This window comes from Sandaracinobacteroides hominis, assembly GCF_016464365.1.
GTDB classification, from domain to species: Bacteria; Pseudomonadota; Alphaproteobacteria; order Sphingomonadales; family Sphingomonadaceae; genus Sandaracinobacteroides; species Sandaracinobacteroides hominis.
Genome location: NZ_JADCUC010000007.1, coordinates 79,766 through 104,722, shown reverse-complemented (window position 1 = coordinate 104,722; position 24,957 = coordinate 79,766). Strand labels below are relative to the sequence as shown.

20 protein-coding genes and 1 pseudogene are annotated in these 24,957 nt (G+C 65.9%); 4 read left to right on the top strand and 17 right to left on the bottom strand.

Annotation, left to right across the window (positions count from 1 at the left end; translation table 11 throughout):
- Positions 1-43 precede the first annotated feature (43 nt).
- The 5 genes and pseudogenes from IM784_RS14470 to IM784_RS14450 all read right to left on the bottom strand — a co-directional run bounded on the left by IM784_RS14470 (position 44) and on the right by IM784_RS14450 (position 7,038).
- Positions 44-424 (bottom strand): SHOCT domain-containing protein, encoded by a 381-nt coding sequence (locus tag IM784_RS14470; protein ID WP_199556123.1) that lies wholly within the window; start codon positions 422-424, stop codon positions 44-46.
- A 91-nt stretch (positions 425-515) separates the two neighbouring features.
- Entirely contained in the window at positions 516-2,834 is a 2,319-nt protein-coding gene (locus tag IM784_RS14465) for a transketolase (RefSeq protein WP_199556048.1), read from the bottom strand.
- A 281-nt stretch (positions 2,835-3,115) separates the two neighbouring features.
- Positions 3,116-3,229: pseudogene (locus IM784_RS17785) on the bottom strand (PEPxxWA-CTERM sorting domain-containing protein); the annotation flags it as partial.
- 1,122 nt (positions 3,230-4,351) lie between these two features.
- Positions 4,352-6,262 (bottom strand): tetratricopeptide repeat protein, encoded by a 1,911-nt coding sequence (locus IM784_RS14455; RefSeq protein WP_199556047.1) that lies wholly within the window; start codon positions 6,260-6,262, stop codon positions 4,352-4,354.
- 152 nt (positions 6,263-6,414) lie between these two features.
- On the bottom strand, positions 6,415-7,038 hold the full coding sequence (locus IM784_RS14450) for a TetR/AcrR family transcriptional regulator (RefSeq protein WP_199556046.1): 624 nt from the start codon (positions 7,036-7,038) through the stop codon (positions 6,415-6,417).
- Positions 7,039-7,168: 130 nt separating this feature from the next.
- Between IM784_RS14450 and IM784_RS14445 the strand changes: the two genes are divergently transcribed.
- Positions 7,169-7,705: a hypothetical protein gene (locus tag IM784_RS14445; protein ID WP_199556045.1), complete on the top strand. Its 537-nt coding sequence runs from the start codon at positions 7,169-7,171 to the stop codon at positions 7,703-7,705.
- 9 nt (positions 7,706-7,714) lie between these two features.
- Here the strand turns inward: IM784_RS14445 and prsR are convergent, their stop codons facing one another.
- The 5 genes from prsR to IM784_RS14420 all read right to left on the bottom strand — a co-directional run bounded on the left by prsR (position 7,715) and on the right by IM784_RS14420 (position 14,520).
- A complete protein-coding gene (prsR, locus tag IM784_RS14440; RefSeq protein WP_199556044.1) occupies positions 7,715-9,070 on the bottom strand; it encodes a PEP-CTERM-box response regulator transcription factor in 1,356 nt (451 codons plus the stop codon).
- Positions 9,067-11,355 (bottom strand): XrtA/PEP-CTERM system histidine kinase PrsK, encoded by a 2,289-nt coding sequence (gene prsK / locus IM784_RS14435; RefSeq protein ID WP_199556043.1) that lies wholly within the window; start codon positions 11,353-11,355, stop codon positions 9,067-9,069. Before prsK ends, prsR begins: the two co-directional genes overlap by 4 nt.
- Positions 11,356-11,685: 330 nt before the next feature.
- Positions 11,686-12,042, bottom strand: coding sequence for a hypothetical protein (locus IM784_RS14430; RefSeq protein ID WP_199556042.1), 357 nt, complete (start codon positions 12,040-12,042; stop codon positions 11,686-11,688).
- Between the two features lie 49 nt (positions 12,043-12,091).
- Positions 12,092-13,606, bottom strand: coding sequence for an alkaline phosphatase (locus tag IM784_RS14425; RefSeq protein WP_235977401.1), 1,515 nt, complete (start codon positions 13,604-13,606; stop codon positions 12,092-12,094).
- A complete protein-coding gene (locus tag IM784_RS14420) occupies positions 13,603-14,520 on the bottom strand; it encodes an isopenicillin N synthase family dioxygenase (RefSeq protein WP_199556041.1) in 918 nt (305 codons plus the stop codon). Before IM784_RS14420 ends, IM784_RS14425 begins: the two co-directional genes overlap by 4 nt.
- Positions 14,521-14,627: 107 nt before the next feature.
- On the opposite strand from IM784_RS14420, the gene IM784_RS14415 reads away from it, so the two are divergent.
- Positions 14,628-16,262: a GMC family oxidoreductase gene (locus tag IM784_RS14415; RefSeq protein ID WP_199556040.1), complete on the top strand. Its 1,635-nt coding sequence runs from the start codon at positions 14,628-14,630 to the stop codon at positions 16,260-16,262.
- On the opposite strand, the gene IM784_RS14410 is transcribed toward IM784_RS14415, so the two are convergent.
- The 6 genes from IM784_RS14410 to IM784_RS14385 form a co-directional block, all read right to left on the bottom strand.
- Positions 16,254-16,643: a type II toxin-antitoxin system VapC family toxin gene (locus tag IM784_RS14410; protein WP_199556039.1), complete on the bottom strand. Its 390-nt coding sequence runs from the start codon at positions 16,641-16,643 to the stop codon at positions 16,254-16,256. The two genes, IM784_RS14415 and IM784_RS14410, sit on opposite strands and share 9 nt — an antisense overlap.
- Positions 16,640-16,897 carry a type II toxin-antitoxin system Phd/YefM family antitoxin gene (locus IM784_RS14405; protein WP_199556038.1) on the bottom strand — a complete coding sequence of 86 codons (258 nt, stop codon included), beginning with the start codon at positions 16,895-16,897 and terminating at the stop codon, positions 16,640-16,642. The genes IM784_RS14410 and IM784_RS14405 overlap by 4 nt, the downstream gene beginning before the upstream one ends.
- Before the next feature lie 188 nt (positions 16,898-17,085).
- Positions 17,086-18,660 carry an aldehyde dehydrogenase (NADP(+)) gene (locus IM784_RS14400; protein WP_199556037.1) on the bottom strand — a complete coding sequence of 525 codons (1,575 nt, stop codon included), beginning with the start codon at positions 18,658-18,660 and terminating at the stop codon, positions 17,086-17,088.
- Between the two features lie 19 nt (positions 18,661-18,679).
- Positions 18,680-19,762 (bottom strand): SMP-30/gluconolactonase/LRE family protein, encoded by a 1,083-nt coding sequence (locus IM784_RS14395; RefSeq protein ID WP_328799555.1) that lies wholly within the window; start codon positions 19,760-19,762, stop codon positions 18,680-18,682.
- 109 nt (positions 19,763-19,871) lie between these two features.
- Positions 19,872-20,579, bottom strand: a complete 708-nt coding sequence (locus IM784_RS14390; RefSeq protein WP_199556036.1) for a hypothetical protein — start codon at positions 20,577-20,579, stop codon at positions 19,872-19,874.
- A gap of 4 nt (positions 20,580-20,583) precedes the next feature.
- The gene (locus IM784_RS14385; RefSeq protein ID WP_199556035.1) at positions 20,584-21,771 is read right to left on the bottom strand and encodes a toxic anion resistance protein; all 1,188 of its coding nucleotides are present in this window, start codon (positions 21,769-21,771) and stop codon (positions 20,584-20,586) included.
- 118 nt (positions 21,772-21,889) lie between these two features.
- Here IM784_RS14385 and IM784_RS14380 point away from each other — a divergent pair, with 118 nt between their 5' ends.
- Entirely contained in the window at positions 21,890-22,633 is a 744-nt protein-coding gene (locus IM784_RS14380; protein WP_199556034.1) for an alpha/beta fold hydrolase, read from the top strand.
- A complete protein-coding gene (locus tag IM784_RS14375) occupies positions 22,630-24,162 on the top strand; it encodes a DUF4403 family protein (RefSeq protein ID WP_199556033.1) in 1,533 nt (510 codons plus the stop codon). The genes IM784_RS14380 and IM784_RS14375 overlap by 4 nt, the downstream gene beginning before the upstream one ends.
- A 174-nt stretch (positions 24,163-24,336) precedes the next feature.
- Here the strand turns inward: IM784_RS14375 and IM784_RS14370 are convergent, their stop codons facing one another.
- Entirely contained in the window at positions 24,337-24,822 is a 486-nt protein-coding gene (locus tag IM784_RS14370; RefSeq protein ID WP_199556032.1) for a hypothetical protein, read from the bottom strand.
- Between the last annotated feature and the right edge of the window lie 135 nt (positions 24,823-24,957).

Below are 24,957 nucleotides of genomic sequence, written 5' to 3'. Positions count from 1 at the left end.
CCGCCACACCCCGCCGCCACTGGTCTTTAGGCAAGGACGGCGGTCAGCCGATCACCTTGGCCCGAAGCTTGCTGAACTCTTCCGGCGAGATGGTGCCGGCAGCCTTCAGCTTCTCGAGCTTTTCCAGCTCGTCTGCCGGGCTGACGCCGACGAACTCGCGCAGATCCTTCTGCGCCTGCTTCACCTGCTCCACCTGCCGTTCGCCCATGCCGCGGCCTTGCGTCAGGATATAGGCGAAGACGCCCAGATAGGGCAGCAGCACCAGGAAGATGATCCACAGAACCTTGCCGAAGCCGCCGATGTCGTGGCGGCGGAACAGGTCGCCGATCACCGAGATCAGCAGCCAAAGCCAGAGAACGAAGATAAAGACGACAAAGGCGAATGTAGCGAAACCCAATATGCTTTGGAAGATGTTGGCAACCATTTGAAACTTTCCCCTGCGGAAGCAGGCCGCTGCCTGCAGATGGAAGCCTGCCCGCTTTTGCCCGCGCTGTCACCCGTTCGCTGTCATCCGTTCATCGCAAGCCATCCACCAGAAGCCGGGCGGCAGCATCCACCACGGCTTCTGCATCGAGGCCATAGGCGCGATAGAGGTCGCCCAGCGTTCCGGTCTGCCCAAAGCGGTCGGTTCCAAGCGGCTGCACGCGCTGGCCGCGGACGGCGCCAAGCCAGCTGAGGGTGGCGGGCGCGCCGTCCAGCAGGGTGACGAGGCCGGCTTCGGCCGGGAGCTGCGCCAGCAGCCGCTCGATATGGCTGTCGCCGGCCGACCAGTCACGGTGCAGGCGGGCGGGCGAGGTCACCTGCAGCAGGCCGAGGCCGGGGAGATCTTCCGAAAGGATGGCATGGGCCTCCAGCGCCTCCGGCAGCAGCGCGCCCATGGCGACGATGGCGACCGGCTGCGGTGCGGTCGGTGCGATCCGCCAATAGGCACCGCGCAGCGCATCGGCCTTCCACTTGTCGTCTGCCCACTTGTCGTCGGCGCGGTCGGGTTGGGCGATGCTGCGGGTGGAAAGGCGCAGGTAGATGCTGCCGCCCTCTTCCGCCTGCAGGTGGCGAAAGCTGTGCTCCATGAACAGCGCCAGTTCGTCGGCGGTGGCAGGCTCATAATGGGTGAGGCCCGGCTGGCCCATCGCCAGCAGCGGCGGGTTGATCGACTGGTGTGCGCCGCCTTCGCCACCAAGCGTGAAGCCGGAGGGTGTCGCGACCAGAAGGAAGCGGCTGTCCTGATAGCAGCCATAGTTCAGCGCATCGAGGCCGCGGGCGATGAAGGGATCATAGACGGTGCCGATGGGGATCAGCCGCTGGCCGAACAGCGGCGCGGAAAGCCCGGCGGCGGCGAGCATCAGGAACAGATTATGTTCGGCAATGCCCAGCTCGACATGCTGCCCGGCGGGATTGCCCTGCCACTTCTGCGGACTGGGGATTCCGGCCTTGCGAAAGACGTCCGGCAGATCCTGCCGGCGAAACAGCCCGCGCTGGTTCACGAAGGCGCCCAGATTGGTGGAGACGGTGACGTCGGGCGAGGTCGTCAGGATGCGGTCGGCGAGCGGGCTGTTGCCCTTTGCCAGCTCGAACAGGATCTTGCCAAACGCGCCCTGCGTCGATTGCTCGTCTCCGGCCGGCACCGGGATGGCCGGCACCGGGACGGTGGCATGGGGCAGGTCCGCAGCCTTTGAGGCGATGGGCGATTGGCGCACGAAGGCGGCGAGTTCGGCGGCGGCATTGTCGCCAAGGCCGGCCCACGCCTCCCATTCCGTTCCTTCGGCTATCTGCAGGCTCTCGCGCAGGGTGGCGATCTGCGCCGGCGTCATCAGCCCGGCATGGTTGTCCTTGTGCCCGGCGAGCGGCAGGCCCTGCCCCTTGATGGTGTAGGCGATGAACAGCGTGTTGCGTTCATCCTTCGCCGCTTCGAACGCCTGCACCAGCGTTTCGACGCAGTGCCCGCCCAGCGTCGTCATCAGCCGCTGCAGGGCTTCGTCCGTATGCTGGTCGATCAGCTTCAGCGCCCTGGCATCGCCGGCAAGATCGGCGGTAAGCCGCTGCCGCCACGCTGCGCCACCCTGATAGGTCAGCGCGGCGTAATCGGCGTTGGGGCAGGTTTCGATCCAGTCGGCAATCGCCTGCCCGCCGGGCCTCGCGAAGGTTTCACGCTGCAGCCGGCCGTGCTTCAGCGTGACGACGCGCCAGCCGCAGGTTTCGAAGATGTCGTCAAAACGGCGGAACATGCGATCGGCCGTCGTCGCATCCAGCGACTGGCGGTTATAGTCCACCACCCACCAGCAGTTGCGGATGTCATGCTTGTAGGCCTCGATCAGCGCTTCATAGATATTGCCTTCGTCCAGTTCGGCATCGCCCATCAGCGCGATCATCCGCCCCGCATCTTCCGGCGCCAGGTTTCCGTGGGCGATCAGCCAATCCTGCACCAGGCTGGCAAAGGCGGTGACGGCAACGCCGAGGCCTACGGAACCGGTGGAGAAATCGACCGGGATCAGGTCCTTCGTGCGGCTGGGATAGCTTTGCGCGCCGCCAAAGCCGCGAAACGCCTGCAGGGCCTGCAGCGACTGGTTGCCGAGCAGATAGTGGATGGCGTGGAGCAGCGGCCCGGCGTGCGGCTTCACGGCAACCCGATCGTTGGGCCCGAGCGCGTGAAAATAGAGCGCGGCCATGATCGCCGACATCGAGGCACAGCTGGCCTGATGCCCGCCGACCTTGATGCCATCCGGGCTTTCGCGCAGGTGGTTGGCGTTGTGGATCATCCAGGCCGACAGCCAGCGCAGGCGGGTGTCGAGCGCTTCGAGCTGGGCGACGGGCGGTTGAGCAAGGGTGGTGACCATGGCCTATCCTAGGACGTGAACGCCTAAACGGAAGGCGCTTTGATGGGTCAGGCAGGCGAAATCGGCGTTGGCGCGACGCGAAGGCGGGGCTTTGCCCCCCGGTGCGGTCGGCGACGGCGTTGATGTCGCCTGCCCGACCCGCCCAAGGCGCGGTTTTCAGCCCCGATCCAGCGCTCGCTGCGCCTGCCAGCTACCTGCAGATCGCCTGTTCGCGCAGGCAGCCGGAAATGAAAAGGGCGCCTTGCGGCGCCCTTTCCGAACATACTGGCGTTCGCTGCCCGTCAGGCGGTGACGGTGGCTGCCGCCATCGGCCTGCGGCGACGCATGCTGAGCCCGACCAGGCCGAAGCCCGCGATCAGCATCGCCCAGGTATCCGGCTCGGGCACGCCCGGCGCGGTGAAGATGATCCGGCCGTCCTTGATGGTCGGGATGCCCAGCGTGTAGACCTTCGGGCTGTTGTTGCCCAACTGGCCGTAATCGTCACAGGTATCGTCGCTGGGGTCGCCCAGCGGCAGGATCGCCGCACTGAAGTTGCCGCCCCGGCCTAGCGGATCGGCGAAGCAGGCGAACGAGATGATCATGTTGGTCGACGGCGCGCCGAGGACGGTGGCCGAGCTCCAGGCCTCGGTGGTGATCCGATAGGTGAAGGTGGAACTGTCCCCGAAGGCCAGCGGGTTGGCGAGGTCGGCGATGAAGTTCGTGCGATCCCAGCCAAAGATATAGGCGTAGCCGCTGTCTTCCTGCTGCTGGAAGTTGATCAGTTGCGAGGAAAGGTCGGCGTTGCCCGCGCCGGCCACATAGCTGATCACGCCGCCGGTGTTCTGGAGGACCAGGCTGCCCGACACCTCATTTACCGTGGCGCCATCCTGCAGCACTTCGAACTTGAAGCTGGTGAAGGCCAGGTCCTTGGTGCCCGGCGGTTGGGAAAAATTGGTGAAATTGCTGAAGCCCGCCCCGGAATCGGTGATCCCGCAGCTGGGCAGAACCACGCCGGAGCAGCCCTCCACCACGTCGCCCAGCCCGTTCACGAACGGGTTGAAGAAGTCCGACACATAGAATCCGAAGGTGGATTCGAAGATCGTCGACTGGATCTGGGTGATGGTGTTGACGGCGTCGTTGTTGAAGACGTCGAACGAAACCTCAACCACCGACTTCGCGCTGTTGCGGTTGCCGGCCGCCATGCTGCCGGCCTCGAAGTAGATTTCGTTGCCGGCGATGTTGGAATAGGACGCATAGCCAGCGCCGAAGCGCGAGCTGGGCTGCGACAGATAGTAGGGCGACGGCACCGGCGTGCCCAGCAGAACAGGGTTGCCGCCTATGACAAGTTCCGCATCCCGCTCCGTCGTGATGTTGGAAATCTGCGCAAAAGCAGCCGTGCCCCCGGCCGCTGCGCCGATCGCGCAAGCTGCGACGGCCGCAAAACGAGCGCCAGCCGCCATCCTTCCAAAAGTGATTCGCATGTCAGCCCCCGTTTACAAGTGTTGACATTTTACGCGCAGAAAGCATTTGAGTCGAGGTCAGCTTTTTGTGTTAACCTCTTTTCCTTCCAACCCGTTACATGTCGCCCTCAGACCCTTTGTGAAGCTGTGATCCGGGCCTACTGTCTCGTCCAGCATCTGCAATCCGCTGGCACAATCCCTGCGCGCTTCCGCCTTGCGGCCCATCTTCCACAGCACCTGTGCGCGATTGACCATCACTTCACCGATGTTTGCGTGCACCTTGCCATAGCTGGCCTCGTAATTTCGCCTGGCTTCGTCGAGGTGCGACAATGCGCCCGGGTAGTCGCCCTGCTGCGATGAAACCTGCGCACGATAGAATTCGGCGATGCCGATATTATAGTGGCCGCCCTTGTACACCTGCCGATAGGCAGTCACGGCCTGATCCAGCGCCTGGTCTGCCGCAACAAGCTGGCCCTGGGCCTGATAGATCGACCCCTGCAGCGACAGCGCATCGGCGCGGATCGGGTTGGTCTTGTCCAGCATCCGGTCCAGCACCTGCAGCGACTTGCGGATTCGCTGCTGCGCCAGCGGATAGTTGCCCGCCGAATAGGCGACCAGCGCCAAGGAATAGAGGTTGCGGCCGGTCTGCAGGTGCTGCTCGCCCTGATAGGTAACAAGCAGCCTGTTCGCCTCCTGCAACGAGGCTTCGGCATTGTCGTAGCGGCCAAGATCGTTCAGCACCCGCCCGCGCCAGTCCAGCATGCCGGCACGCTCGCGCGGATCGGCGCCGGGGTCGCGGGCAAGGAAGGCGAGTGCCCTGTCATAATCCTTCAGCGCCGCCTCCGGATCGCCGTTCAGATAGGCGATGCCGCCGCGCGCGGCGAGCAGCTGCGAGCGGACGGTAAGATGCTCGTTGGGATCGCCCCCCAGCAGATGTTCGGCGCCCGAAAGCGCCTTCAGCGCCTGTTCGGGCGAGCCCTTCTTCAACTGCGTGGCGGCGAGCGCCAGCAGAGCCGGGGCCCCGTCCGGCCCGGCACGCTTGATCGCCGGCATGGCGCGGGCAAGCGCGGTCTCCGCTTCCTCCAGCAGGCCCAGATTATTGTAGGCGCGGCCCACGGCGGTGACGAGGCGGGCCTCGATCTCCGGCTGCGCCTTCAGTTCGGTGCGGGCGCGTTCGGCGCCACGGGCAAGGATGGTGACAAGGCTGACGGTGCGCGGGTTTTCGGTCGCTGGATCGGTCAGCTCGAAGGTGCCGATCAGATAGTCGGTGGCGGCCCGCGCTGCCGCCGTCTCGCGTTCGGCAATGGTGCGCTGCTCGACGGCAACCAGCCGCTGCTGGTTGGCATAGAAGGCAAGGCCGGTGGTGAGCAGCATGCCGATCGAAGCGGCGGTGGCGATCCACGTCAGCCGACGGGCCCGGCGTTGCGCCTCGCGCTGGACAAGATCGTCGAGACGCACGCCGGTGATGCCGGCGACCAGCTTCATCAGCGCCAGCCGGCGGCCGTCCTTGCCCTTGCGGATATCGGCAGCGATCGGCTCGGCCGGGATGTCGGAGATCTTCGCGTCGCCATCGATCCGATAGCGGAGCGCGCGGGGGAAAGCCTCCTCCGCCTCGCGGCCGGGCATCGCGCTGGCATGGGGCTCGCCGTCGACGATAAGGGCGAACACCCGCTGCTCGCCGTGCAGCGACTTGAAGTAGCGGATCTCCTCTTCAACATAGACGGAGCCGGCGGATGCGGGGGAGGCGATGACGATCAGGTGATCGCTGTTTTCCAGTCCCGCGTGGAGGGCATTGCCGAGATCGGCCGACGCCGGCAGCTCGTCGCGATCGCGGAAGACCGGGATCAGGCGGGCGGGAACCGGCCCCTTTTCCGTGGGGCGCCCCACCAGCTTCTTGGGAATTTGATAACGCTCGAGCGCCCGGTGGAGCCACTCCGTCTCCGCCCGGTTCCTGTGGCTGTAGCTGAGAAAAGCCACATATCGCGTCATATGTTGCGGCGCCCTCCTGCCGGCGCCGCGTTAACTACGATGTTCTGCTGCAGCGCGCAATTGCCGCCATGTAGGCGCAGGATGGAGCAAGCGACGGGAACGGCAGGCAGATTCGCCCGCAGAAGGCCTCCCGAAATCCTCAGGTAAAGGCCTCAGGTGGCTCCGACAATGGCGCGCGCAGCCCGGAGCACGGCTTCCCGCGCCTCGACCATCGTCATGCCCTGCTGGTCGCGGAGCCGCTGCCAGGTCTCGATGGAGAGGATCAGCGTCAGCAGCTCGAACACCTGCTGGTTGGAAACGACTTCGCCCGGAAGCGCGGCCGCCAGCAGGTCGCGGCTCATCACCGTGATGCGGCGATGTTGCGCCGAGATGGCGCGACTGCGGTGGCGATGCACGTCGATTGCCGTCTTGAAGGGTGCCAGGATCTCGAAGAATTCTGCCCGCCTGGCGACCGATTCCTCCAGCAGCGCCGGCCATTCGCGCCGCTCCAGCGGCTGGTCCAGGATCGGGCGGACCCGCTCGAACACCTGCGCGGCAATCTCCAGGTGGAGATTTTCCATTTCCTCGAAATGGCGGAAAACGGTGCGCAGCGAAACCCCGGCCTTGGCGGCGACTGCCTCTGCCGTCGGAGAGGGAAGGCCGCTTTCGATGAGGTCGATCATCGCAGCCAGGATCCGCCGACGGCTGGTGGCGGAACGCTCGCGGCGTCCGTCCGTCTTGGGCGCGTCGTTGCTGGAATTGGCCGCTTCGGCGACTGGATTCGCTGTCATATCCATTGTCGTTAACTATACCGCTCTGTAAAAAATTGGAACCCCTTGACTAGTATCTGCGGCATTTCGACCGCCAAATCCACCAATCACCCCCGCGCTTCTGTCCTACAGGAACCATTATGGTTATGTATGGGATATGAACAGGCAGATTTCCTCGAAATTGGCGCATCTCGCGCCGCATTCCTCCGCCTCGCGCTGGCTGATCGAAACGGCCTTCCTTGCCGCGGGCAGCATGACCGGCCGCCAGCGCCGGCGGTTCCTGGATGCGCTGATGGAAGGGCCGGATTTCAAAGCTGCCTGCGCGGCGGCCGGATCGAACATGTCGCAGGTGGTATCGCAACGGCTGAACGATCCGATATTCTGCGAGGAATGGAGAATGGCGGACACCGGCAGGCTGGAAGCAGCGGAAACGCTGCTGATCGACCAGCTGGTGAAGGCGCTGCAGAGCGAGAAGCTGGCCGACAAGTCGACGGTGCAGCTGTGGCAATCGCTGCGCGACGATCGGCGGCGGCCGGCGGAGCCCGTTCGGGATGCGGCTTCCACCCCGACCACAGGTCCAGGCGCCGGGGTTTCGCCCGGAGCCGAAGACGACCAGCCGCGCATCGACGCGCTGATCGACGAGGTGGAGCGGCGAATGCGGGCAGCCGAGGACGAGCTCGGCCTCAGGGCCTAGCCTCGTCGCTCAGTCGGCGTTGATCTCCAGCTCGCGGATCATGTCGTACAGTGTCGGGCGGCTGATCCCCAGCAACCGCGCCGCCTTGCTGATGCTGCCATCGGCGGCAGTCAGCGCGGCGGTGATGGTGCGCCGGTCCGACAGCATCCGCGATTCCCTGAGAGTCTGGATGGCAGCCTCGGGGCTGTCGGCCAGATCGAGGTCGGCGGGGGTAATGGTCGTGCCGTCGGCCATGATCGTCGCGCGCTTCACCCGGTTTTCCAGCTCGCGCACATTGCCCGGCCAGCTGTGCAGGTTGATCGCCGCCAGCGCCGCCGGGCCAAAGCGCAGCTGCGGCCCGGGCCGGGCGCCACCGAACGACTTCAGGAAGTGGTTGGCCAGAAGCACGGGATCGCCGTCTCGTTCCCGAAGCGCCGGGATGCTGATCGAGACTTCGGCGATCCGGTAATAGAGATCCTCGCGGAAACCGCCCTCCAGGATCATCTTCTTCAGGTTGCGGTGGGTGGCGCAGACAATGCGGGTGTCGACCTCGATCGACTTGCGGCCGCCGATCCGCTCGATCACCCGCTCCTGGATGAAGCGCAACAGCTTCACCTGCAGCGGCAGCGGGATGTCGCCCACTTCGTCGAGGAACAGCGTGCCCCCCTGCGCCAGCTCGATCTTGCCCTCGGTGGTCTTCACCGCGCCGGTAAAGGCGCCGCGCTCATAGCCGAACAGCTCGGCCTCCAGCAGCGTATCGGGAATGGCGCCGCAGTTGATGGCGACGAACGGCCCGGCGGCCCGGCGCGAGGCATTGTGCAGGCCGCGCGCCAGCACTTCCTTGCCGGTGCCCGAGGCGCCCAGCAGCAGCACCGACACATCGGTCGGGGCAACCCGCTCCACCATCGCGGATACCTTCAGCATGTCGGGCGCGGCGGTGATCAGATTCGCCAGCGGGCCGCTTACCTGCGCCGAGGCGAGGCGTCGGTTTTCGGCTTCGATCTGCGCCACATGGAAGGCACGGCCGACGATGAAGCCCAGCTCGTCGATGTCGACGGGCTTCTGGTAGAAATCGAAGGCGCCCAGCGCGATGGCGCGGCGGGCGCTGTCGCGCGCCCCGTGGCCGGAGGCGATGATCACCTTGGTGTGCGGGGCAAGCGCGATGATCTCCTCGAGCGCTGCAAAACCTTCGGAGGTGCCATCGGCATCGGGCGGCAGGCCAAGATCCAGCGTCACGACCGCCGGGGAATGGGTGCGAACCGCCTCGATCGCGGCTTCGCGGTCGCCGGCGATGATCACTTCATAGTCCTCATAGGCCCAGCGCAACTGGCGCTGCAGGCCGGTGTCGTCCTCGACGACAAGCAGGGCAGGCTTTACTTCGGTCATGGGTGCTCGCTCTTTTGCCGACCGGAATTCGCTTCCGGCTTCTTGTGATGCCCGCCGGAACTGGCGTCCGGCCTCTCCTGATGTCTCCCGGAACCGGCTTCCGGCTGATGAATGCGCTTGATCGGGGTAGACTTGCGCCGGCCCGCTGCCGGGGCGGACGCCTGCCGCGGAAGGATGACGGTGAAGCTGGTGCCTTCGCCTGCGCGGCTCTCCACCTCCAGCCGGCCGCCATGGGCGCGGGCAATCTCCCGCGCTTCGAAGGCGCCGATGCCAAAGCCGCCGTCCTTGGTGGAGCGGAACGGCTTGAACAGCTCGTCGCGGATAAAGCTCTTCGACATGCCATGGCCCTGGTCGGCGATGCGGATTCGGACTTCGGCAGGCCTTGCCTCCACCGACAGCCGCACCACCGCCTCCGGGGCGCTGGCATCGATCGCATTCTGCACCAGGTGCGTCAGCATCGCCTCGATCCGCTCGCCGTCGCCGGGCACGGATATCGGTTCGTCGGCGCCCACCAGTTCCAGCGCACCGTGCTGGCGGCGAAGTGCGGCGGCGACGATGGTCAGAACCCGGGCGATGTCGGCCTGGCCTTCCAGCGGCTGGTCGCTGCTCCCCAGGCCCTCCGTCTCGCGGCCCATCAGTTTCAGAAGGTCCTGCATCTTGCCGACGCTGCCGTTCAGGGTCGCGATCATGTCGGCGCGGAATTCCGGATTGTCGGAATGGCGCTCGGCGTTGCGGGCGACCAGCGCCAGCTGCGAGACGACATTCTTCACATCGTGCATCACGAAGGCGAAGCGGCGGTTATACTCTTCAAAGCGCTTCGCCTCGTCGAGCTGCGCCTGCGTTTCCGCCTCGGCCAGATACGACGCGCCCTGCCGGCCCAGCGTGCGGAGCAGGTCGTAATCCTCCCAGTTCAGGTCGCGCGCGGCGAGGCTCCGCTCCAGCAGCAGGATACCGGTCAGCGCCTCGCGGTGCACCAGCGGCACGGCCAGCCAGATGGAACGATCCTCCGCAGCCCAGGCCGGCAGGCGGAGCGAGCCATGGCTGCCGCGCGTGGCGGTGCCGGTGGCCTCGGCGCGCAACTGGTCGAAATCGGCGATGCGGCCGGTTTCCAGGAAGAACAGCGTCAGCGCGGCGCCCTCGGCCACCTCGGGCGGTTCCATGTCGGGCCAGCGCCAGCGGCTGCTGTACTGGTAACCGCCCGCGTCCGAAGGCTCCAGCAACGCCCCGCCGGGGCAATCGAGCACGGTGGCGATCGCTTCGATCAGCCGCTCGCGGAAGGGCGTGAAAACGGGGGTGGGGGCGCCACGCCCGGCGGCACGGCTCGGCTCCGCATCGATCTTGTCGATGAACCGCAGCCATTCCACGCGATAGTCATAGCGATAGCGATAGAAGTTGCGCGAAATCCGCACCTTCAGCTCGGCCCGCACCCGTGGCGACAGCGCGACCAGAGCCCCCGCGATCAGCGTCACCGACAGGAAGGTGACCTGCAGCAGCTCGCCCCAGTTGCCGCCCGTCATCTTCAGCCCATAGGCGAGGAACGACATGGCGATCAGGTAGAGGCCGATGATCGAGAAGCTGACGGTCTGGAAGGCGGCCTGCCGCGACAGGTGCAGCCGGCCCGTCGTGTCCTGCCGCAGCGACAGATAGATCAACGGCGCAGCCATCGCATTCACGGCACCGCGAATGCCCAGCAGCGCCGCGTTCGGCTCGCCCAGCAGGAAATGCAGCGTATAGAGGTTGAGATCATAGGCGAAGATCACGCCCAGCCCGACCGCGAACAGGCGGAAGCTGAGACCGCCGGAATTGTCGCTGTTCACATACAGGTTATGCAGCAGCACCAGCCCGGAGATCGACAGGATCAGCCGGCAGGCCACGAACAGCAGCATGCCCGGCGCCTGCTCCGCCATCTGCCCGTCCTGAGAGCCGTACTGGAACATGATGTCCAGCGCGAGCTGAAGGGCGATGATGAAACCCATCCCCATGGCGACGGCAAAGGATTGCGACGGCCGCTCGGTAAAGCCCAGCGACCGCCGCTGCAGCAGCAGCAGCACGCCGATCCAGCCGGCGGTGCGCACGGTTTCCAGCCGCGACAGCCACGGCACCGTTTCCGGTCCATAGGCGGCTGCCATCACATGGCCGCCGGCCCAGAAGGCGGTGATGAACGCGGCCAGCGCAACGGCCAGCCGGACGCCGGTGGGCACGCGCTTCAGAACAAGCGCGAGCCCCAGCATCGCGAAGGCGATGGCGGCCACCAGATGGCTTAGCAGGCCTATTGTCCCAAGCATGGCAGGCATCTGTAGCCCGAACACCCCTCCGCAACCAGACTCGAAGCCTGATACGGCCCCCAGTCTGTAAAGCTTATTTACACTGCCTGTCGGATTCCTCGACAGCCCTGTGCGGTGGGTGCGGCTGGATTCGCGAAGTACGACCCTTGGCGTCTGCCTGCGTGGCGGGTATCGCGTGCAAATTACGGGAAAGCAAGGGCAATGGCAGACGCGAAATCAGAGAAGGAAGCGCGGTTGAAAGCCGCACTCCGGGAGAATCTGCGCAAGCGGAAGGCGCAGGAGCGCGAGACGCGCGACGAGCCCGACGGCAAAACCTAGGCCATTTATATCCTAGGGAAGCGGGCGCCTCGGTGTCAGGCGCGGATCGCTCCCAAAGCTTCCATAGGGGTCGCTCCAGTTGCTGCGGCTGCTTTCGAACGCAAAGCTCGCCCAGCCGTTGTCGCCCAGCGGAACCGACGTGGCGCCATAGACGCCGCGGGTGCCGCCGGTGCCCACCATGAAGCCGACCTCGCCATGGGGGCGCCTGTCGGTGAGGATCTGCGTCTGCACCGGCAGGGCAAGATCGGCCTCGGTCTTGCGGGTAAGGATTTCCTGCTTCTGCGTTTCCGTCAGGCTGTGCGTTTCAGGCTCGGCCACAGCCGGGGCGGCAGCCCACAGCAGGGCGAGCGGGAGGAGGAGCCGGCGCATGCGGGCCAACCTGCCCCGCCCGGCCTGAAGCGGAGGTGAACCCCGGCGCCTATTCCCAGCCAAGCGCATGCGCCATGATGTGGAAGATGGTGCTCTGCTCGATGGTGCCCGATGCCAGCGCGCTGCCCGGTCCGCCGGCGAACAGCGCCACATCCTCGCCGCCGTGCGATTCCGACGCCGTCTGGAAGGTCTTGGGCTGCAGGAAGTCCGGATCGGTGGAGGCCTTGTCGGAGTTCAGCACCCGGCTGCCCACCCGCACCTCGGCCGGGCCGTTGGCATAGCCCAGCGTCGGCATCGTCCGGCCCTTCTGGTCGAGGCTGTTGCCGGCCTCGTCCGTCTTGCCGCCGCCCTCGCCGCCCGGCAGCGGCCGGATCAGGCCCAGGATGTCGTTCCCGCGCGGGGGATAGCCGGCCATCGTGAAGACATGGCTGTGATCGGCGGTGACAAGCACCAGCGTATCCTTCAGGTCGACCAGCTTCAGCACCTGCGCCACCGCCTCGGAAAGCTCGGCGGTTTCGTCCAGCGCGCGATAGGCGTTGGAAAGGTGATGGCCGTGGTCGATCTTGCCGCCCTCGATCATCAGCACATAGCCCTTGTTGCCGGGGCGAGACTGCAGCTTCCGCACCGCAAAGGTCGCCAGCTCGGCGAGCGAGGGCTCCTTCTGCCGGTCGGCATCCACCGCGAAATCGAGGTGGCTGGCGTTGAACAGCCCGATCACGGGCGTTTTCGACCTGGGGTCCAGCGCCCGAAACTCGGGCGCCGCCGCCACGAAGCTGCCCTTCGGATTCGCCTTCTGCCATTCGGCAATCAGGTCGCGGCCGTCATCGCGGCCAGCGCCTTTTTCATCGGCACGGGGGCGGAATTTCGAAAGCCCGCCGCCCAGCACCACGTCCATGCCGCCGGGAAAGGCGATCAGCTGGCTGGCGATATCCGGGCAGCCCGACTTGCGCGCCTCGGCGCCATAGTCGCGGTCGGCGCCTTCCCAATCGCGCGAGGGCGCATGTGCATACATGGCAGCCGGCGTCGCGTGGGTAACGCGGGTGGTGGTGACGATGCCGACGCCCATGCCCCGATCGCGCGCCAGCCGGGCCAGCGGCGTGGGGAACTCGGCAGGCGTGGCGCAGGTCTGCGGCCCCTGCCCCGGATTGATCCCCAGCACGCCGATGCGGGTCTTGGCGCCGTTCGTCATCGCGCTGGCGGTCCCGGCGCTGTCAGGCACCTGCGCATTGGTGTTATAGGTCTTCACCAGCGCCCGGTTGGGCAGGCGCTCGAAGCTCAGCAGATTTTCCTCGCCGCCTTCAAAGCCCGGATAGGTGCCACCGGCAGCCCGCGCCTTTTTCTGCGCTTCATAGATGCGGGCGGCGGTAATGGTGCTGATGCCCATGCCGTCACCGACGATCAGGATCACGTTCTTCGCCCGCGCGTTGGCGCCCGGCGTCTTCAGCCGCTCGGCAAGCTCCGCCTCGGACTTCTTCCACGTCGGTTCGGCCGAGGCGGTGGTCTTCAGCGGCGCAGCAAGGGCAGGCGCGGTCAGCAGCAGCGCCGCGAGAACAAGTTTCTTCATGCCAGTTTTATTTCAGCCAATCGTTGCAACAGAAAGTCATGGGCGGTGATCGGCGGCTCGTCGCCGACAAAGGGCTCGATCAGCCAGTCCGGGCGATAGTGGAGGAAGAAGGGCATCGAATAGCGCGACAGGTGCCGCCGCTCCGGCGCCGGGTTGACCACGCGATGGGTGGTGGAGGGAAGCTGCCGCCCGGTCTGCCGCTGCAGCATGTCGCCCACATTGACCACCAGGCTGCCCGGCGTGACGGGAACGGCAAGCCATTCGCCATCGCGCGACAGCAGCTCCAGCCCCGCCTCTTCCGCTCCCAGCAGCAGGGTGATGACATTGATATCCTCATGCGCCCCCGCGCGCACGGCATCGGCATCGGGCGAAACCGGCGGATAGTGCAGCAGGCGCAGGATCGAATTGCCGTCCTGCACGGGGCTGTCGAAGAAATCCGCCGGCTGGTTCAGGTGGACGGCAATGGCGCGCAGCACGCGCCTTCCGGCCGTGTCGAGCGCCGCGAACAGCGCCTGCATGGCGGGGCGGAATTCGGGCACGCTGTCGTCCGGCCAGATGTTCGGCGGCATCGTCGCGCTGAACCTGTGGCCTTCCGGCAGGTCGCGGCCGACATGCCAGAATTCCTTCAGGTCAGATAGCGTCGCCCCCTTCGCCGTCTCCACGCCGAACGGCGTATAGCCGCGCTGCCCGGCGCCGCCGGCCTGATGGTATCGGCGCTTCTCCGCCTCGGGCAGCGCGAAACAGGCCCTGGCGGCGGCCTTTGCCGCTTCGATGCCATCGTCGGGGATACCATGCCCCTCGATCACCGCGAAACCGGTGCGGCGGAAGCTGTCGCCAAGCCGGCGGGCGGCTTCGGCAAGATCGCTTTCCACAAGGCTTAGCGGAACGGGCTGGATATCGGCGCGAGTCGTCATGCGCCTTGCCATAGTCCGGCCGGCGTCGCGGATGAAGGGGCCGGTTGAAGGGAGAGGTTGAGGGGCGGGCGCCGCTCGGCCACAGTGCGCACCGGGAGGAATGCGGGATGATGGACTTCGACTATATCGTCGTGGGTGCGGGCTCGGCCGGTTGTGTGCTGGCGAACCGGCTGACGGCGGATGGCCGCCACAAGGTGCTGCTGCTGGAAGCCGGTCCGACCGACTGGAACCCGATGATCCACATCCCCGTCGGCTATTCGCAGACGCTGAAGGACCCGAAGGTCAACTGGCTCTACAACACCGAGGAAGACCCCGGCTCCAACGGCCGCGTGCATGTCTGGCCGCGCGGCAAGGTGCTTGGCGGTTCCTCCTCGATCAACGGCCTGCTCTATGTGCGCGGGCAGATGGCCGATTATGATGGCTGGGCGCAGCTCGGCGCCACCGGCTGGGGATCGTCCGACGTGCTCCCCTGGTTCCGCAAATCCGAAGGCAATGAACGGCTGAAGGACGAGCTGCACGGCGGCGACGGGCCGCTGAACGTCTCCGACCCCACCACCCACCACCCCGTTTCGGACGCCGTGATCGAGGCCGGCGTCGAGGCCGGGCTGCCCTTCAACGACGACTGCAATGGCGAAGTGCAGGACGGCATCAGCTATTTCCAGATGACGGTGAAGAACGGCCGCCGCTGGTCGGCGGCGATGGCTTATCTGAAGCCGGCCATGCAGCGGCAGAATCTGAAGGTCGAAACCGAGGCGCAGGTCTCGCAGATCCTGTTCGAAGGCCGGCGCGCCGTCGGCGTCACCTATGTGCAGGATGGCCGGCAGGTGACGGTGCGCGCCCACCGCGAGGTGATCCTCTGCGGCGGCGCGGTGAACAGCCCGCAGATGCTGGAGCTGGCCGGTATCGGCGACCCCGAGGTGCTGAAGGCGGCGGGCATTCCCGTCCGCCACGCGCTGCCGGGCGTCGGCGCCAATCTGCAGGATCATTATGTCGTCTCCGTGCAGTTCCGGCTGAAGCCCGGCACCATCAGCGTCAACGAACTCTCGCGCGGCTGGCGGCTGATGGTGGAGGCGGCGAAATATGCAGTCAACCGCACCGGCCTGCTGACGCTGTCGGCGGCCCATATCCAGGCCTATTGGCGCTCCCGTCCGGGCCTAGCCGGGCCGGACGTGCAATATCACATCCTCCCCGCCACCGTGGATATCCCGCGCTTCGTCGAAAAGCAGCTGTGGGAGCTGGAGCGCGCGCCCGGCCTCACCATCGCGCCGTGCCAGCTCCGCCCGGAAAGCCGCGGCACGATCCATGTAAAGAGCCACAATCCGTTCGAAGCGCCGGCCATCCGCCCCAACTATCTCTCTGATCCGATCGACCAGCAGACCATCACCGAGGGGCTGAAGTTCGCCTGCACGCTGGCTTCGCAGGAGGCGCTGAAACCCTATGTGGTGGATCGCCTCACCCCGCCCCCCGGCCCGATGAACGACGCCGACTGGCTGGGCTATGCTCGCGAAATGGGCTCCACAATCTATCACCCGGTCGGCACCTGCCGCATGGGGCAGGCATCGGACCCGGGCGCCGTGGTCGATCCGGCGGGCCGCGTGCACGGCGTCGCAGGCCTGCGCGTCATCGACGCCAGCGTCATGCCCCGCCTCGTCAGCGGCAACACCAACGCGCCCACCATCATGATCGCCGAGAAAATGGCAGCCGCCGTGCTCGCCGACGCCCGGGAGGCGCTGTCAGCCTGACCGCGCGTCCCGAATGTCCGTCCGCGAAAAATCGTCGCCGACGAACAGCAAGGGGCAGGCGCGTTCCCGGGCCAGTTCATAGGCAAAACAGTCGCCGAAATTCAGCCCGGCCGAATGCACGCCCTTTCCCCAGCGTGCATAGACATCCGCGATGCGCCTGGCAGAGGCGGAGCTGACGGCCACGATTTCCACGCCCAGCCCGTCGAGCAAATGAAGCGCTTCTGCCGCCACGTTGCGCCGGCCGGCGACGATCAGCGTTTCGGCAATCGTTCCCGCCGACATCAGGATGTCGTTTTCCGCCTCGATCGCCGCTGCACAGGCATCGCCTTCGGGTTCGTTCAACAGGATCGCCAGGATGGCCGACGTGTCGACCACGATCATTCCGGCAGGCCCTCATCGCCATAGAGGAAATCCTGGCTTCGGGCGGCATCCGGCCCGGCGGTCGCCTTGCCGGCGGCAGACATACGAACTGCCTCGATCAGCTTGCGGCGCGTCGCCCCGTCAATCGGTGCACGGACAGGCACCAGCCGCACGGCCGCCTGTCCATGTCGCGTCAGGATGACCTCGTCGCCCGCCTCCGCGCGGCGGACGAGGTCCGTGAGCTGCCCCTTGGCATCGGATACGGAAATCTGCATGGCCGATATATTGGACCAATAAATAGTCCAATTCAAGGCCTATAGCAGGGGGCTTCGCAGCTGTCGGGCCCCGCCCGGCCTTTGCCCGCAGGGCAGGCCGGATTTCCTTGCCGGGGCTGGCGGCAAGCGCCGCCAGCATCACCAACGTCAACCGCATCCGTCTCTACCCTTCCCCCATTATTATAGCATCAGGATTGCCACTTCCCGTCGATCCGGGCGACGACGCCCGCCTGCGCGCCTTCCCGCAGCGCGGACGGCAGCAGCCCGTCGGGCAGGTCCTGATAGCAGACCGGCCGCAGGAAACGGTCGATCGCCAGCGTCCCCACCGAAGTGGTGCGCGCATCCGACGTCGCCGGGTACGGCCCGCCATGCACCATCGCATGGGTCACCTCCACGCCGGTCGGCCAGCCATTGGCCAGAATCCGCCCCACCGTGCGCTCCAGCACCGGCAGCAGCCGGCGGGCGGCGTCATGATCCTCCGCCTCCAGCTGCAGCGTCGCCGTCAGCTGCCCTTCCAGCTGCCCGATCACGCCGATCAGTTCGTCCAGATCTGCGCAGCGCACCAGCACGGAAGACGCGCCGAACACCTCGTGCAGGTGAACCGGATCGGCGAAGAAATCCTTCGCCGTCACGCTGAACAACGCAGCCCGGCCGCGCGTCGGCCCTTCCGGCGCGGCGCCCTCGGCCAGCTTCGTCACATAGTCGCTGTTCGCCAGCGCCTCCTTGCCGCTCTCATAGGCCTTGTGGATGCCCGGCGTCAGCATCGTCTGCGCCGGCGCCCCCGTCAACACGTCGCCCGCCTTGCCGGCAAACGCATCCAGATCCGGCCCGTCGATCCCCAGCACCAGGCCGGGGTTGGTGCAGAACTGCCCAGACCCCATCGTCAGCGACGCGACATAGGCCTCTGCCAGCGCACCCCCGCGCGCCTTCAACGCGTGCGGCAACAGGATCACCGGATTGATCGCCGACATCTCCGCATAGACCGGAATCGGGCGAGGCCGGGCGGCCGCAATCCGCATCAGCGCTTCGCCGCCCCCGCGCGATCCGGTGAAGCCCACCGCCTGAATCCGCGGATCGGCAACCAGCGCCTCGCCAACGGCCCGCGTGGTGCCGTTGACCATGCTGAAGACGCCGGCCGGCATACCGGTTTTCGCAGCAGCCCGGGCAATCGCACCGGAAATCAGCTCCGCCGTGCCGGGATGGGCGCTGTGGCCCTTCACCACCACCGGGCAGCCGGCGGCCAGCGCCGAGGCCGTGTCTCCGCCGGCAGTCGAGAAGGCGAGCGGGAAGTTCGACGCGCCAAACACCGCCACCGGCCCCAGCGGGATCATCCTCAGGCGCAGGTCGGGCTTCGGCGGCGTCCGCGCCGGATCGGCATGATCGATCCGCAGCTTCTGCCACTGGCCGTCGCGGACTTCCTTCGCGAACAGCCGCAGCTGACCGGCGGTGCGGCCCCGCTCGCCGGTGATGCGGGCGACAGGAAGCCCGGATTCCCGCGACGCCCGCTCAATCAGCACATCGCCCAGCGCCTCGATCTCGTCGGCGATCGCCTCCAGGAACAGCGCCCGCTCCTCCAGGGGCTTGCCGCGATAGATGTCAAAGGCAGCGTCGGCGGCAGCACAGGCATCGGCCACATCGAAAAGCGTTGCGCCGCTGAACTTCGGCTCGGCGATATCGGCCCCGGCCGCCGGATCATGGGCGACGAAATGGCTGTCGGTGCGGCGGCGTTCGCCTGCGATGAAAAGTTCGCCGGTTAGGGTCATCTGGGGTCTCCTGAGTTGGTTACCAGCCGCTCGCCTTCAGGCGGACGCGGGCAAGGATCCTGTGCGAGGTGAGAAAGAGGCTGCGACCATCCTCGCCAAAGGCGCAATTGGCCACCGGCCCGCCGGTGGAAATGATCCCCAGCAGCCTGCCTTCCGGCGAGAGGACATGAACGCCGCCGGGGGCAGTGGCAAAGACCCGGCCGTCGCGGTCCACCTTCAGCCCGTCGGGCAGGCCGGGAAGCCCCTGCCTCGCCTGCGGGGTGGCATCGTGGAACAGGGTCCAGCCGTCGGCCGGCAAGCCATCCGCGCCCAGCCGATAGACGAGGATCTGCGGGCGCGCCTCGTCCGAGAGGGCAAGATAGAGGTTGCGCCCATCGGGCGAGAGGGCAAGCCCGTTCGGGCGATGCTGGCTGCGGTCCACCAGCGTCAGCCGGCCGTCCGGTGCCAGCCGATAGACGCCGTTGAAATCCAGCTCGCGCAACGCCGATTTCTCGGCGTCCGCCAGCCCATAGGGCGGATCGGTGAACCAGATCGCCCCGTCCGCGGCGACGGCCACATCATTGGGGCTGTTGAAGCGTTTGCCCTCGAACCGGTCGACCAGCACGGTTCGCCTGCCAGAGGCCAGGTCGAGACGGGCGATGCAGCGGTTGCCGCTGTCGGCCATCACCAGGCCGCCCTTGCCGTCGACCGCGATGCCATTGACACCGGGTTCGCGGATGCCGGCCGGCACCGGCAGCGCATGCCCTGAAGGATGCAGGAACGTCTCCGGCAACCCGCCCGGCTTCCAGCGATACAGGATGTTGTTCGGGGGATCGGAAAAGAGAAGGACTCCGCCGTCATCTTCCTTGCCAGCGCCGCCCTTCACCCAAGCCGGTCCCTCGGCCCAGCTGTAGCCGCTGCCGATCACCTCGATGGGAGATTTCACGTCGACCACGGCATCCAGGGCCGGATCGAGCCGGAGGATCGATCCGACCCGCGCCGGAGCCGCCGCTGCCCGCGCAACCACCGGCTTCGGCACCTCGGCCTTCGCGCGCCCGGCAAGCGCCAGAGCCGACAGCGCGCCCATCCCCGCCAGATATTGTCGTCGGTCCCATCCGCGCACGGCAGCGCTCTCCTCAAAGCACTGGTAGCGTTACCATGATTTCCGCAAATGGCCAGCCCGGATCGCTCCACAGTTGGTCGAGGTCCAGCCAGCGGCGGCCGGCGGCCACCTACTCCTTCTTCCCCCCGTACCGGCTCTCCAGAAACCGCCCCTCGGTTTCCAGCGCCCGCAGCCGTTCGCGGGCGATATCCGTCGTCAGCCGCTCGATCTCGCTTCCCACCACCTGCAGCCCTTCGCGCAGGTGCGCGGTCGCTTCCGGCGTTGCGCGATGGCTCGCCGGCACTTCGGCATAGCTGCGCACCAGCCGGGGCAGGTGGTCACCGATCAGGCGGCGGGCGTCGTCGGCTTCGGTGGAGGCCGGGTCCAGCATCTTCAGTTCCGGCGCCAACCGGTCCAGCTGCGCCATGATCCGGTCGACATCGCGCGAAGCAGGGGCGGGAAGGGCACGTTGCTGGTGGGAGAGCCATTCCTCCACCTGTGCGGGCAGCGCCGGCAGGGGGGTGTCGGGCAGGGTTTCCAGTTTCGGCTCGCGTTCGCCGGGCCAGCTGGCCAGCACCACGATGGCGACCAGCGCCGCCATCATCGTCAGCATCATCCCCAGGAAGCCCAGCGGTGCGACCAGATTGCCATAGAGGAAGGCAGCCAGGATCACGGCAAAAACGCCGAACACCATGTTCCGCAGCCGCCGCCCGACCGAGCGCGCGGAGCGCCCGACGCGGCGCGCCTGCACGGCAATCGCGTCGGGTGATTTCACCGTCCGCGCCACCCATTCCTCATAGCGGGCCAGCGCTTCCCGCGTTTCCGGGCTGATGCTCATCGGCTCAGCCGGCGATCGGCGTCAGCGGTTCTGCTGCGCCCTTGCCCTCGATCTGCGCCATGCCTTCGGCGCGGGCGATATAGCCCTTGGATTTCTCCACTTCGCTGGAAAGCGTGTTGACCGTGGTCTTCATCGATTCCAGCGCCTGCATCTTGAACGTGTCGATGGAATCCATCGTCTGATAGATGTTCTGGAATGCCTGCTTCAGCGTCTCGACCGGAATGGTGGAGGCGGCGGCCTGCTTGTGGATTTCCGCCGTCTGCACCCGAAGCATGGTGCCGGTGGCGTCGATCACATTCGCGGTCGTCGTGTTCAGCGCGGTGATCTGGTCCAGCACCAGCTTCTGTCCGGTCAGCGCCTGCGCCACGGTAACGGCGGTGCGCAGCGCGGAGACGGTCGTGGTCGAGGCCCGATCCACGCCCTTCAGCAGCTCGATATTGTTCTTCTTCACCAGATCCAGCGCCAGATAGCCCTGCACCGAGACCGCCATCTGCGTCAGCAGGTCGGTGCTGCGCTGGCGGGTATAGAACAGCGCCGTTTCCCGAATCGCCTTCGCCTTCGCCGGATCGGACGTCTCCAGCTCGATGGCGGCGGCTTCCAGCCTAGCGTCGAGCAGCTTCGACATGTGGATCATCTGCTCAAGCTTGCCCATCGACTCCCACAGCTGCTTGCGCTCGGTATCGATGGCGGCGTTATCGCGCAGCAGCTCGTCCTTGCCGTTGGCCAGGCTCTTCAACACGGTGCTGATATGCCCCTGCGCCGATTTGTAGCTGTCGAAATAATTGCGCGCCTTGTTGCCCATCGGGATGATCCCGAAGAACTTCTTGCGCGTCATCAGGTCGCCCCGCTTCGACGGATCGAGGTCTTCCACGGTGCGGCGCAGCTGCGTCAAATCGGCGCCGATGCCATTGTCCTTGTCCATCGCCCGCACCGGGCGATCCAGGAACCGGTTCGATTGCCCGGCCGCTTCGGCGATCTGCTGCTGGCCCAGATTCGCCAGCCGATCCACCTGCTTGCCGAATTCCGGGCTGTTCGCGTCCTGCGCAACAAGCGTGGCGATAAAGCCCTCCACGCGCGTTTCCAGCTCGGTCTTCTGCCCATCGCTCAGCGGCACAAGGCCGGCGGCGGCTTCGGGCGCGACGATCTGAACCGCGTCGGGCGCGTCGAGCTTCAGCTTTGTTTCGGTAGCCATGGGTACTTTCCGGTCCGTTAAGGGCCTCTCTCACGCACAAGAATGGCCATGGCGCGCCATCTTCGCAAGAGCCGCCACGGGCTTGCAGGCGGGAACGCTTCATTCTAGCCGTGCATCCATGCAATTCACCTCGTTCGACGGCACACGGATCAACGTCACCGAAATGGGTGAGGGGCAGCCGCTGCTGCTCCTGCACGGCCTGTTCTCCAACGCCGACACCAACTGGATCCGCTATGGCACCGCTCGGCGGCTGGCAGAGGCGGGCTGGCGGCTGATCCTGCCGGATTTCCGCGGCCACGGGGCAAGCGACGCGCCGGAGGGGCCGGAATTCTGGCCGGCAGACGTGCTCGCAATGGATATCGAGGCGCTGGTGCAGCAGCTCGGGCTCGGCACCGATTTCGTCCTCGGCGGCTATTCGCTCGGCGCCCGCACCTCGGTGCGCCTTCTGGCACGAGGCCTGCGCCCGCGCGCCGCGATCCTCGCCGGCATGGGGCTGCGCGGCATCACCGGCGGCGCCGAACGCGGCCAATGGTTCATCAACATGATCGACAAGCGCGGCACCTGGCAGCGCGGCACCCCCGAGTTCGTCGCCGAGGCCTTCATGAAGTCCAGCGTGAAAAACCCGGATTGCATCAAGGATCTGCTGCGCGGCCAGCAAAGCACCCCGCCGGAGGTGCTGGCAACGCTGTCGCTCCCCATCGCCGTCGTCTGCGGCGCCGACGATCAGGACAACGGCTCCGCCCCCGATCTCGCAAAGGCCCTCCCCAACGCCCGCTACCTCGAGATTCCGGGCACCCACATGTCGGCCGTGACCAGGCCCGAGCTTTCCGCCGCCATGCTGGATTTTCTGGAAGCGCTGTGAAGGCCCTGCTCCCCTTCCTCCTGGCACTGGCCCTGCTCGCCGGCTGCGGCAAGCGGCAGGCAGATGCGCCGCCCCGGGTAGAGGAAACAACGCAGGTGCCGGTAACGGTCTCGCGCGTAACGGTTCCGATATCGGCCGAGCTGTCGGCGCTGGAAAAGCTGCTCGAACGCGAGATCCCGCCTGTCCTTATGGCCATCGACCGGCAGGAAAAGGCCTGCGTCCCGCCGGAACGCATCACCGTCTGCCTGAAACACGTCCGCAAATGCGAAGGCGACGCCTGCAAAAACGTCCCCTGCAAGGTCGGCGTGAAGCACGCGAAGATAACGCCCACCTTGAGCTGCCGCATCGTCGGCGAAATCCGCCGCGGCCCGATCCGCCTCTCCGGCGACGGCGAGCTGATCAAGCTGCACATGCCGGTTTCCGCCGAGATCGCCGCCAAGGACGTCGGCCATATCGTCTCCGAAACCGCCACCGCCAAAGCCGAGGTGCGCGCGAACGTCCGGCTGGGCATGACACCGGACTGGCAGCCGACCGCCAAGGTCGAGATCGACTATAACTGGACGAAAAAGCCGGGAATCGAACTGCTGGGCCAGCGCATCACCTTCGCCGGCAAGGCCGATCCGCAGGTGCAGAAGATCATCGCCCGCATCGAAAAACAGCTGCCGCTGGAAATCGCGAAACTGCAACCGAAACAGCGGCTGGAAGAGCTGTGGAAATCCGGCTTCACCTCGCTGGAGCTGAACCGCAAAAACCCGCCCGTCTGGATGCGCCTCACCCCGCAGCAGCTGGATTACGGCGGCTATCACGTCGTCGACGGCCGGCTGATCCTGAAGCTGGAGCTGGAGGCCAAGGCCGAAACCTTCGTCGGCGACCGCCCCGCCAACCCGACACCCACCCCGCTCCCCCCTTCCGGAAAAGTCCAGCCGATGCAGGGCTTCCGCGTCACCGCGCCCGTCATCGCCGCCTATTCCGAACTCGAACCCGTGCTGCACAAGGCACTCGGCAAGCTGGAGAAAAAGGGCATCACCCTCCCCGCCATCGGCCCGGTGATCGTCCGCTTCGGCAAACCCACCATCTACGCCACCGAAGGCGGCCGGCTGGCGCTCGGCCTCGCAATCGAAGCCTCGAAACCCGACGGCAACTATGGAACCAAGGGCACCGTCTGGCTCACCGGCACCCCCTATAACGAACCGAACTCCCCGGTCGTAAAGGTGCGCGACCTCGTAATCGACGCCAGCACCGACAACGCCGCCGCAGACCTGCTCGTCCCGCTGGCCAACTCCCCCGACGTGCGCCTGGCGATCGAGGAAGCGCTCGCACAGAATTTCGCCAAAGACATCGCCAAGCTGCAGGTGAAGATCAACAAGGCCCTCACCGAAAAGCGCGTCGGCGACTTCGTGCTGAACGCCAAACTCGGTGAAATGCACTACGGCGTCGTGCAAGCCCTGGGCCAGGGCGCCTACCTGCCAGTAGAAGTAAGCGGCACCGGCTCGCTGGAACTGGCGCCGTTGAGCCTGACGCGGAAGTAAGAACGAAGGAGCTCTGCCCCTTCACCCCGGCAGGGAAATGATTTCCCTGCACCCTCATAGTTGGAGCTTAATTGGTATGCTTTGGGCAGGTGGGGGGATTTGACTGCCTGCGGCGCTTGTCTGTGGGCAGGTGGTTAGCCGACCGGCAGCGCTTTCGAGGAAAGCTTACTACAATCAGACCTCCTCACAGACTGAATCTACATCCCTCCGATAAGGCAGATAGACCCCATCGCTCGCTAACATGTTGAATTGGAGCAATTCCCGTTCATCAAAAACACCGTAGCTACGTCCACCGTCGATCCTGAAGAAATCGAGATACAATCCTTCACCCCGCTGGGCGATGCTATACACATACCGCCCATTGTCGGGCCGGGCCACAATCAGCGCCTCTGCTGTTAGTACGATGCCAGTCTTATGGCGCTCCAAGTGAAATCCAATGCGCGGGAATCCCTCTTGCATGATGGTCATTCCATCTGCCGCAAGCTTAATCGGTGCGCTGGAGGGTGTAACGTAACAGCCAAATGCGACAGCATTTTCGGGTGGCGGAACAGGTTTTGGCCGCAGAAAGACGAAGGCTCCAATCATTGCAGCAGCGCTAGCCAAGTAAAGCCAGCGGAGATCCAGTTCGTAGCCTGTTCCTTTGTAAGCCATATCGAACACAGCCTAAACGCCGCGAATCCAAACGTGCAACCGAGCAATGTCAGTAATGGGACGGGAACAGGCGCCGCAGGCAATCAAATCTGGTTACTTCGTCAAGCCAGCCGGCAAAGTTCCAACTTTGAGGGTGCAGGGAAA

Excerpts from the sequence above, each read along its gene's own strand:
- IM784_RS14390 (WP_199556036.1), bottom strand. The coding sequence starts at position 20,579 with ATGAGCATCAGCCCGGAAACGCGGGAAGCGCTGGCCCGCTATGAGGAA.
- IM784_RS14455 (WP_199556047.1), bottom strand. The coding sequence starts at position 6,262 with ATGACGCGATATGTGGCTTTTCTCAGCTACAGCCACAGGAACCGGGCG.
- prsR (WP_199556044.1), bottom strand. The coding sequence starts at position 9,070 with ATGACCGAAGTAAAGCCTGCCCTGCTTGTCGTCGAGGACGACACCGGC.
- IM784_RS14410 (WP_199556039.1), bottom strand. The coding sequence starts at position 16,643 with ATGATCGTGGTCGACACGTCGGCCATCCTGGCGATCCTGTTGAACGAA.
- IM784_RS14425 (WP_235977401.1), bottom strand. The coding sequence starts at position 13,606 with ATGAAGAAACTTGTTCTCGCGGCGCTGCTGCTGACCGCGCCTGCCCTT.
- IM784_RS14450 (WP_199556046.1), bottom strand. The coding sequence starts at position 7,038 with ATGGATATGACAGCGAATCCAGTCGCCGAAGCGGCCAATTCCAGCAAC.
- IM784_RS14445 (WP_199556045.1), top strand. The coding sequence starts at position 7,169 with ATGAACAGGCAGATTTCCTCGAAATTGGCGCATCTCGCGCCGCATTCC.
- IM784_RS14465 (WP_199556048.1), bottom strand. The coding sequence starts at position 2,834 with ATGGTCACCACCCTTGCTCAACCGCCCGTCGCCCAGCTCGAAGCGCTC.
- IM784_RS14405 (WP_199556038.1), bottom strand. The coding sequence starts at position 16,897 with ATGCAGATTTCCGTATCCGATGCCAAGGGGCAGCTCACGGACCTCGTC.
- IM784_RS14430 (WP_199556042.1), bottom strand. The coding sequence starts at position 12,042 with ATGCGCCGGCTCCTCCTCCCGCTCGCCCTGCTGTGGGCTGCCGCCCCG.
- IM784_RS14400 (WP_199556037.1), bottom strand. The coding sequence starts at position 18,660 with ATGACCCTAACCGGCGAACTTTTCATCGCAGGCGAACGCCGCCGCACC.
- IM784_RS14415 (WP_199556040.1), top strand. The coding sequence starts at position 14,628 with ATGATGGACTTCGACTATATCGTCGTGGGTGCGGGCTCGGCCGGTTGT.
- IM784_RS14380 (WP_199556034.1), top strand. The coding sequence starts at position 21,890 with ATGCAATTCACCTCGTTCGACGGCACACGGATCAACGTCACCGAAATG.
- IM784_RS14420 (WP_199556041.1), bottom strand. The coding sequence starts at position 14,520 with ATGACGACTCGCGCCGATATCCAGCCCGTTCCGCTAAGCCTTGTGGAA.
- IM784_RS14385 (WP_199556035.1), bottom strand. The coding sequence starts at position 21,771 with ATGGCTACCGAAACAAAGCTGAAGCTCGACGCGCCCGACGCGGTTCAG.
- IM784_RS14470 (WP_199556123.1), bottom strand. The coding sequence starts at position 424 with ATGGTTGCCAACATCTTCCAAAGCATATTGGGTTTCGCTACATTCGCC.
- prsK (WP_199556043.1), bottom strand. The coding sequence starts at position 11,355 with ATGCTTGGGACAATAGGCCTGCTAAGCCATCTGGTGGCCGCCATCGCC.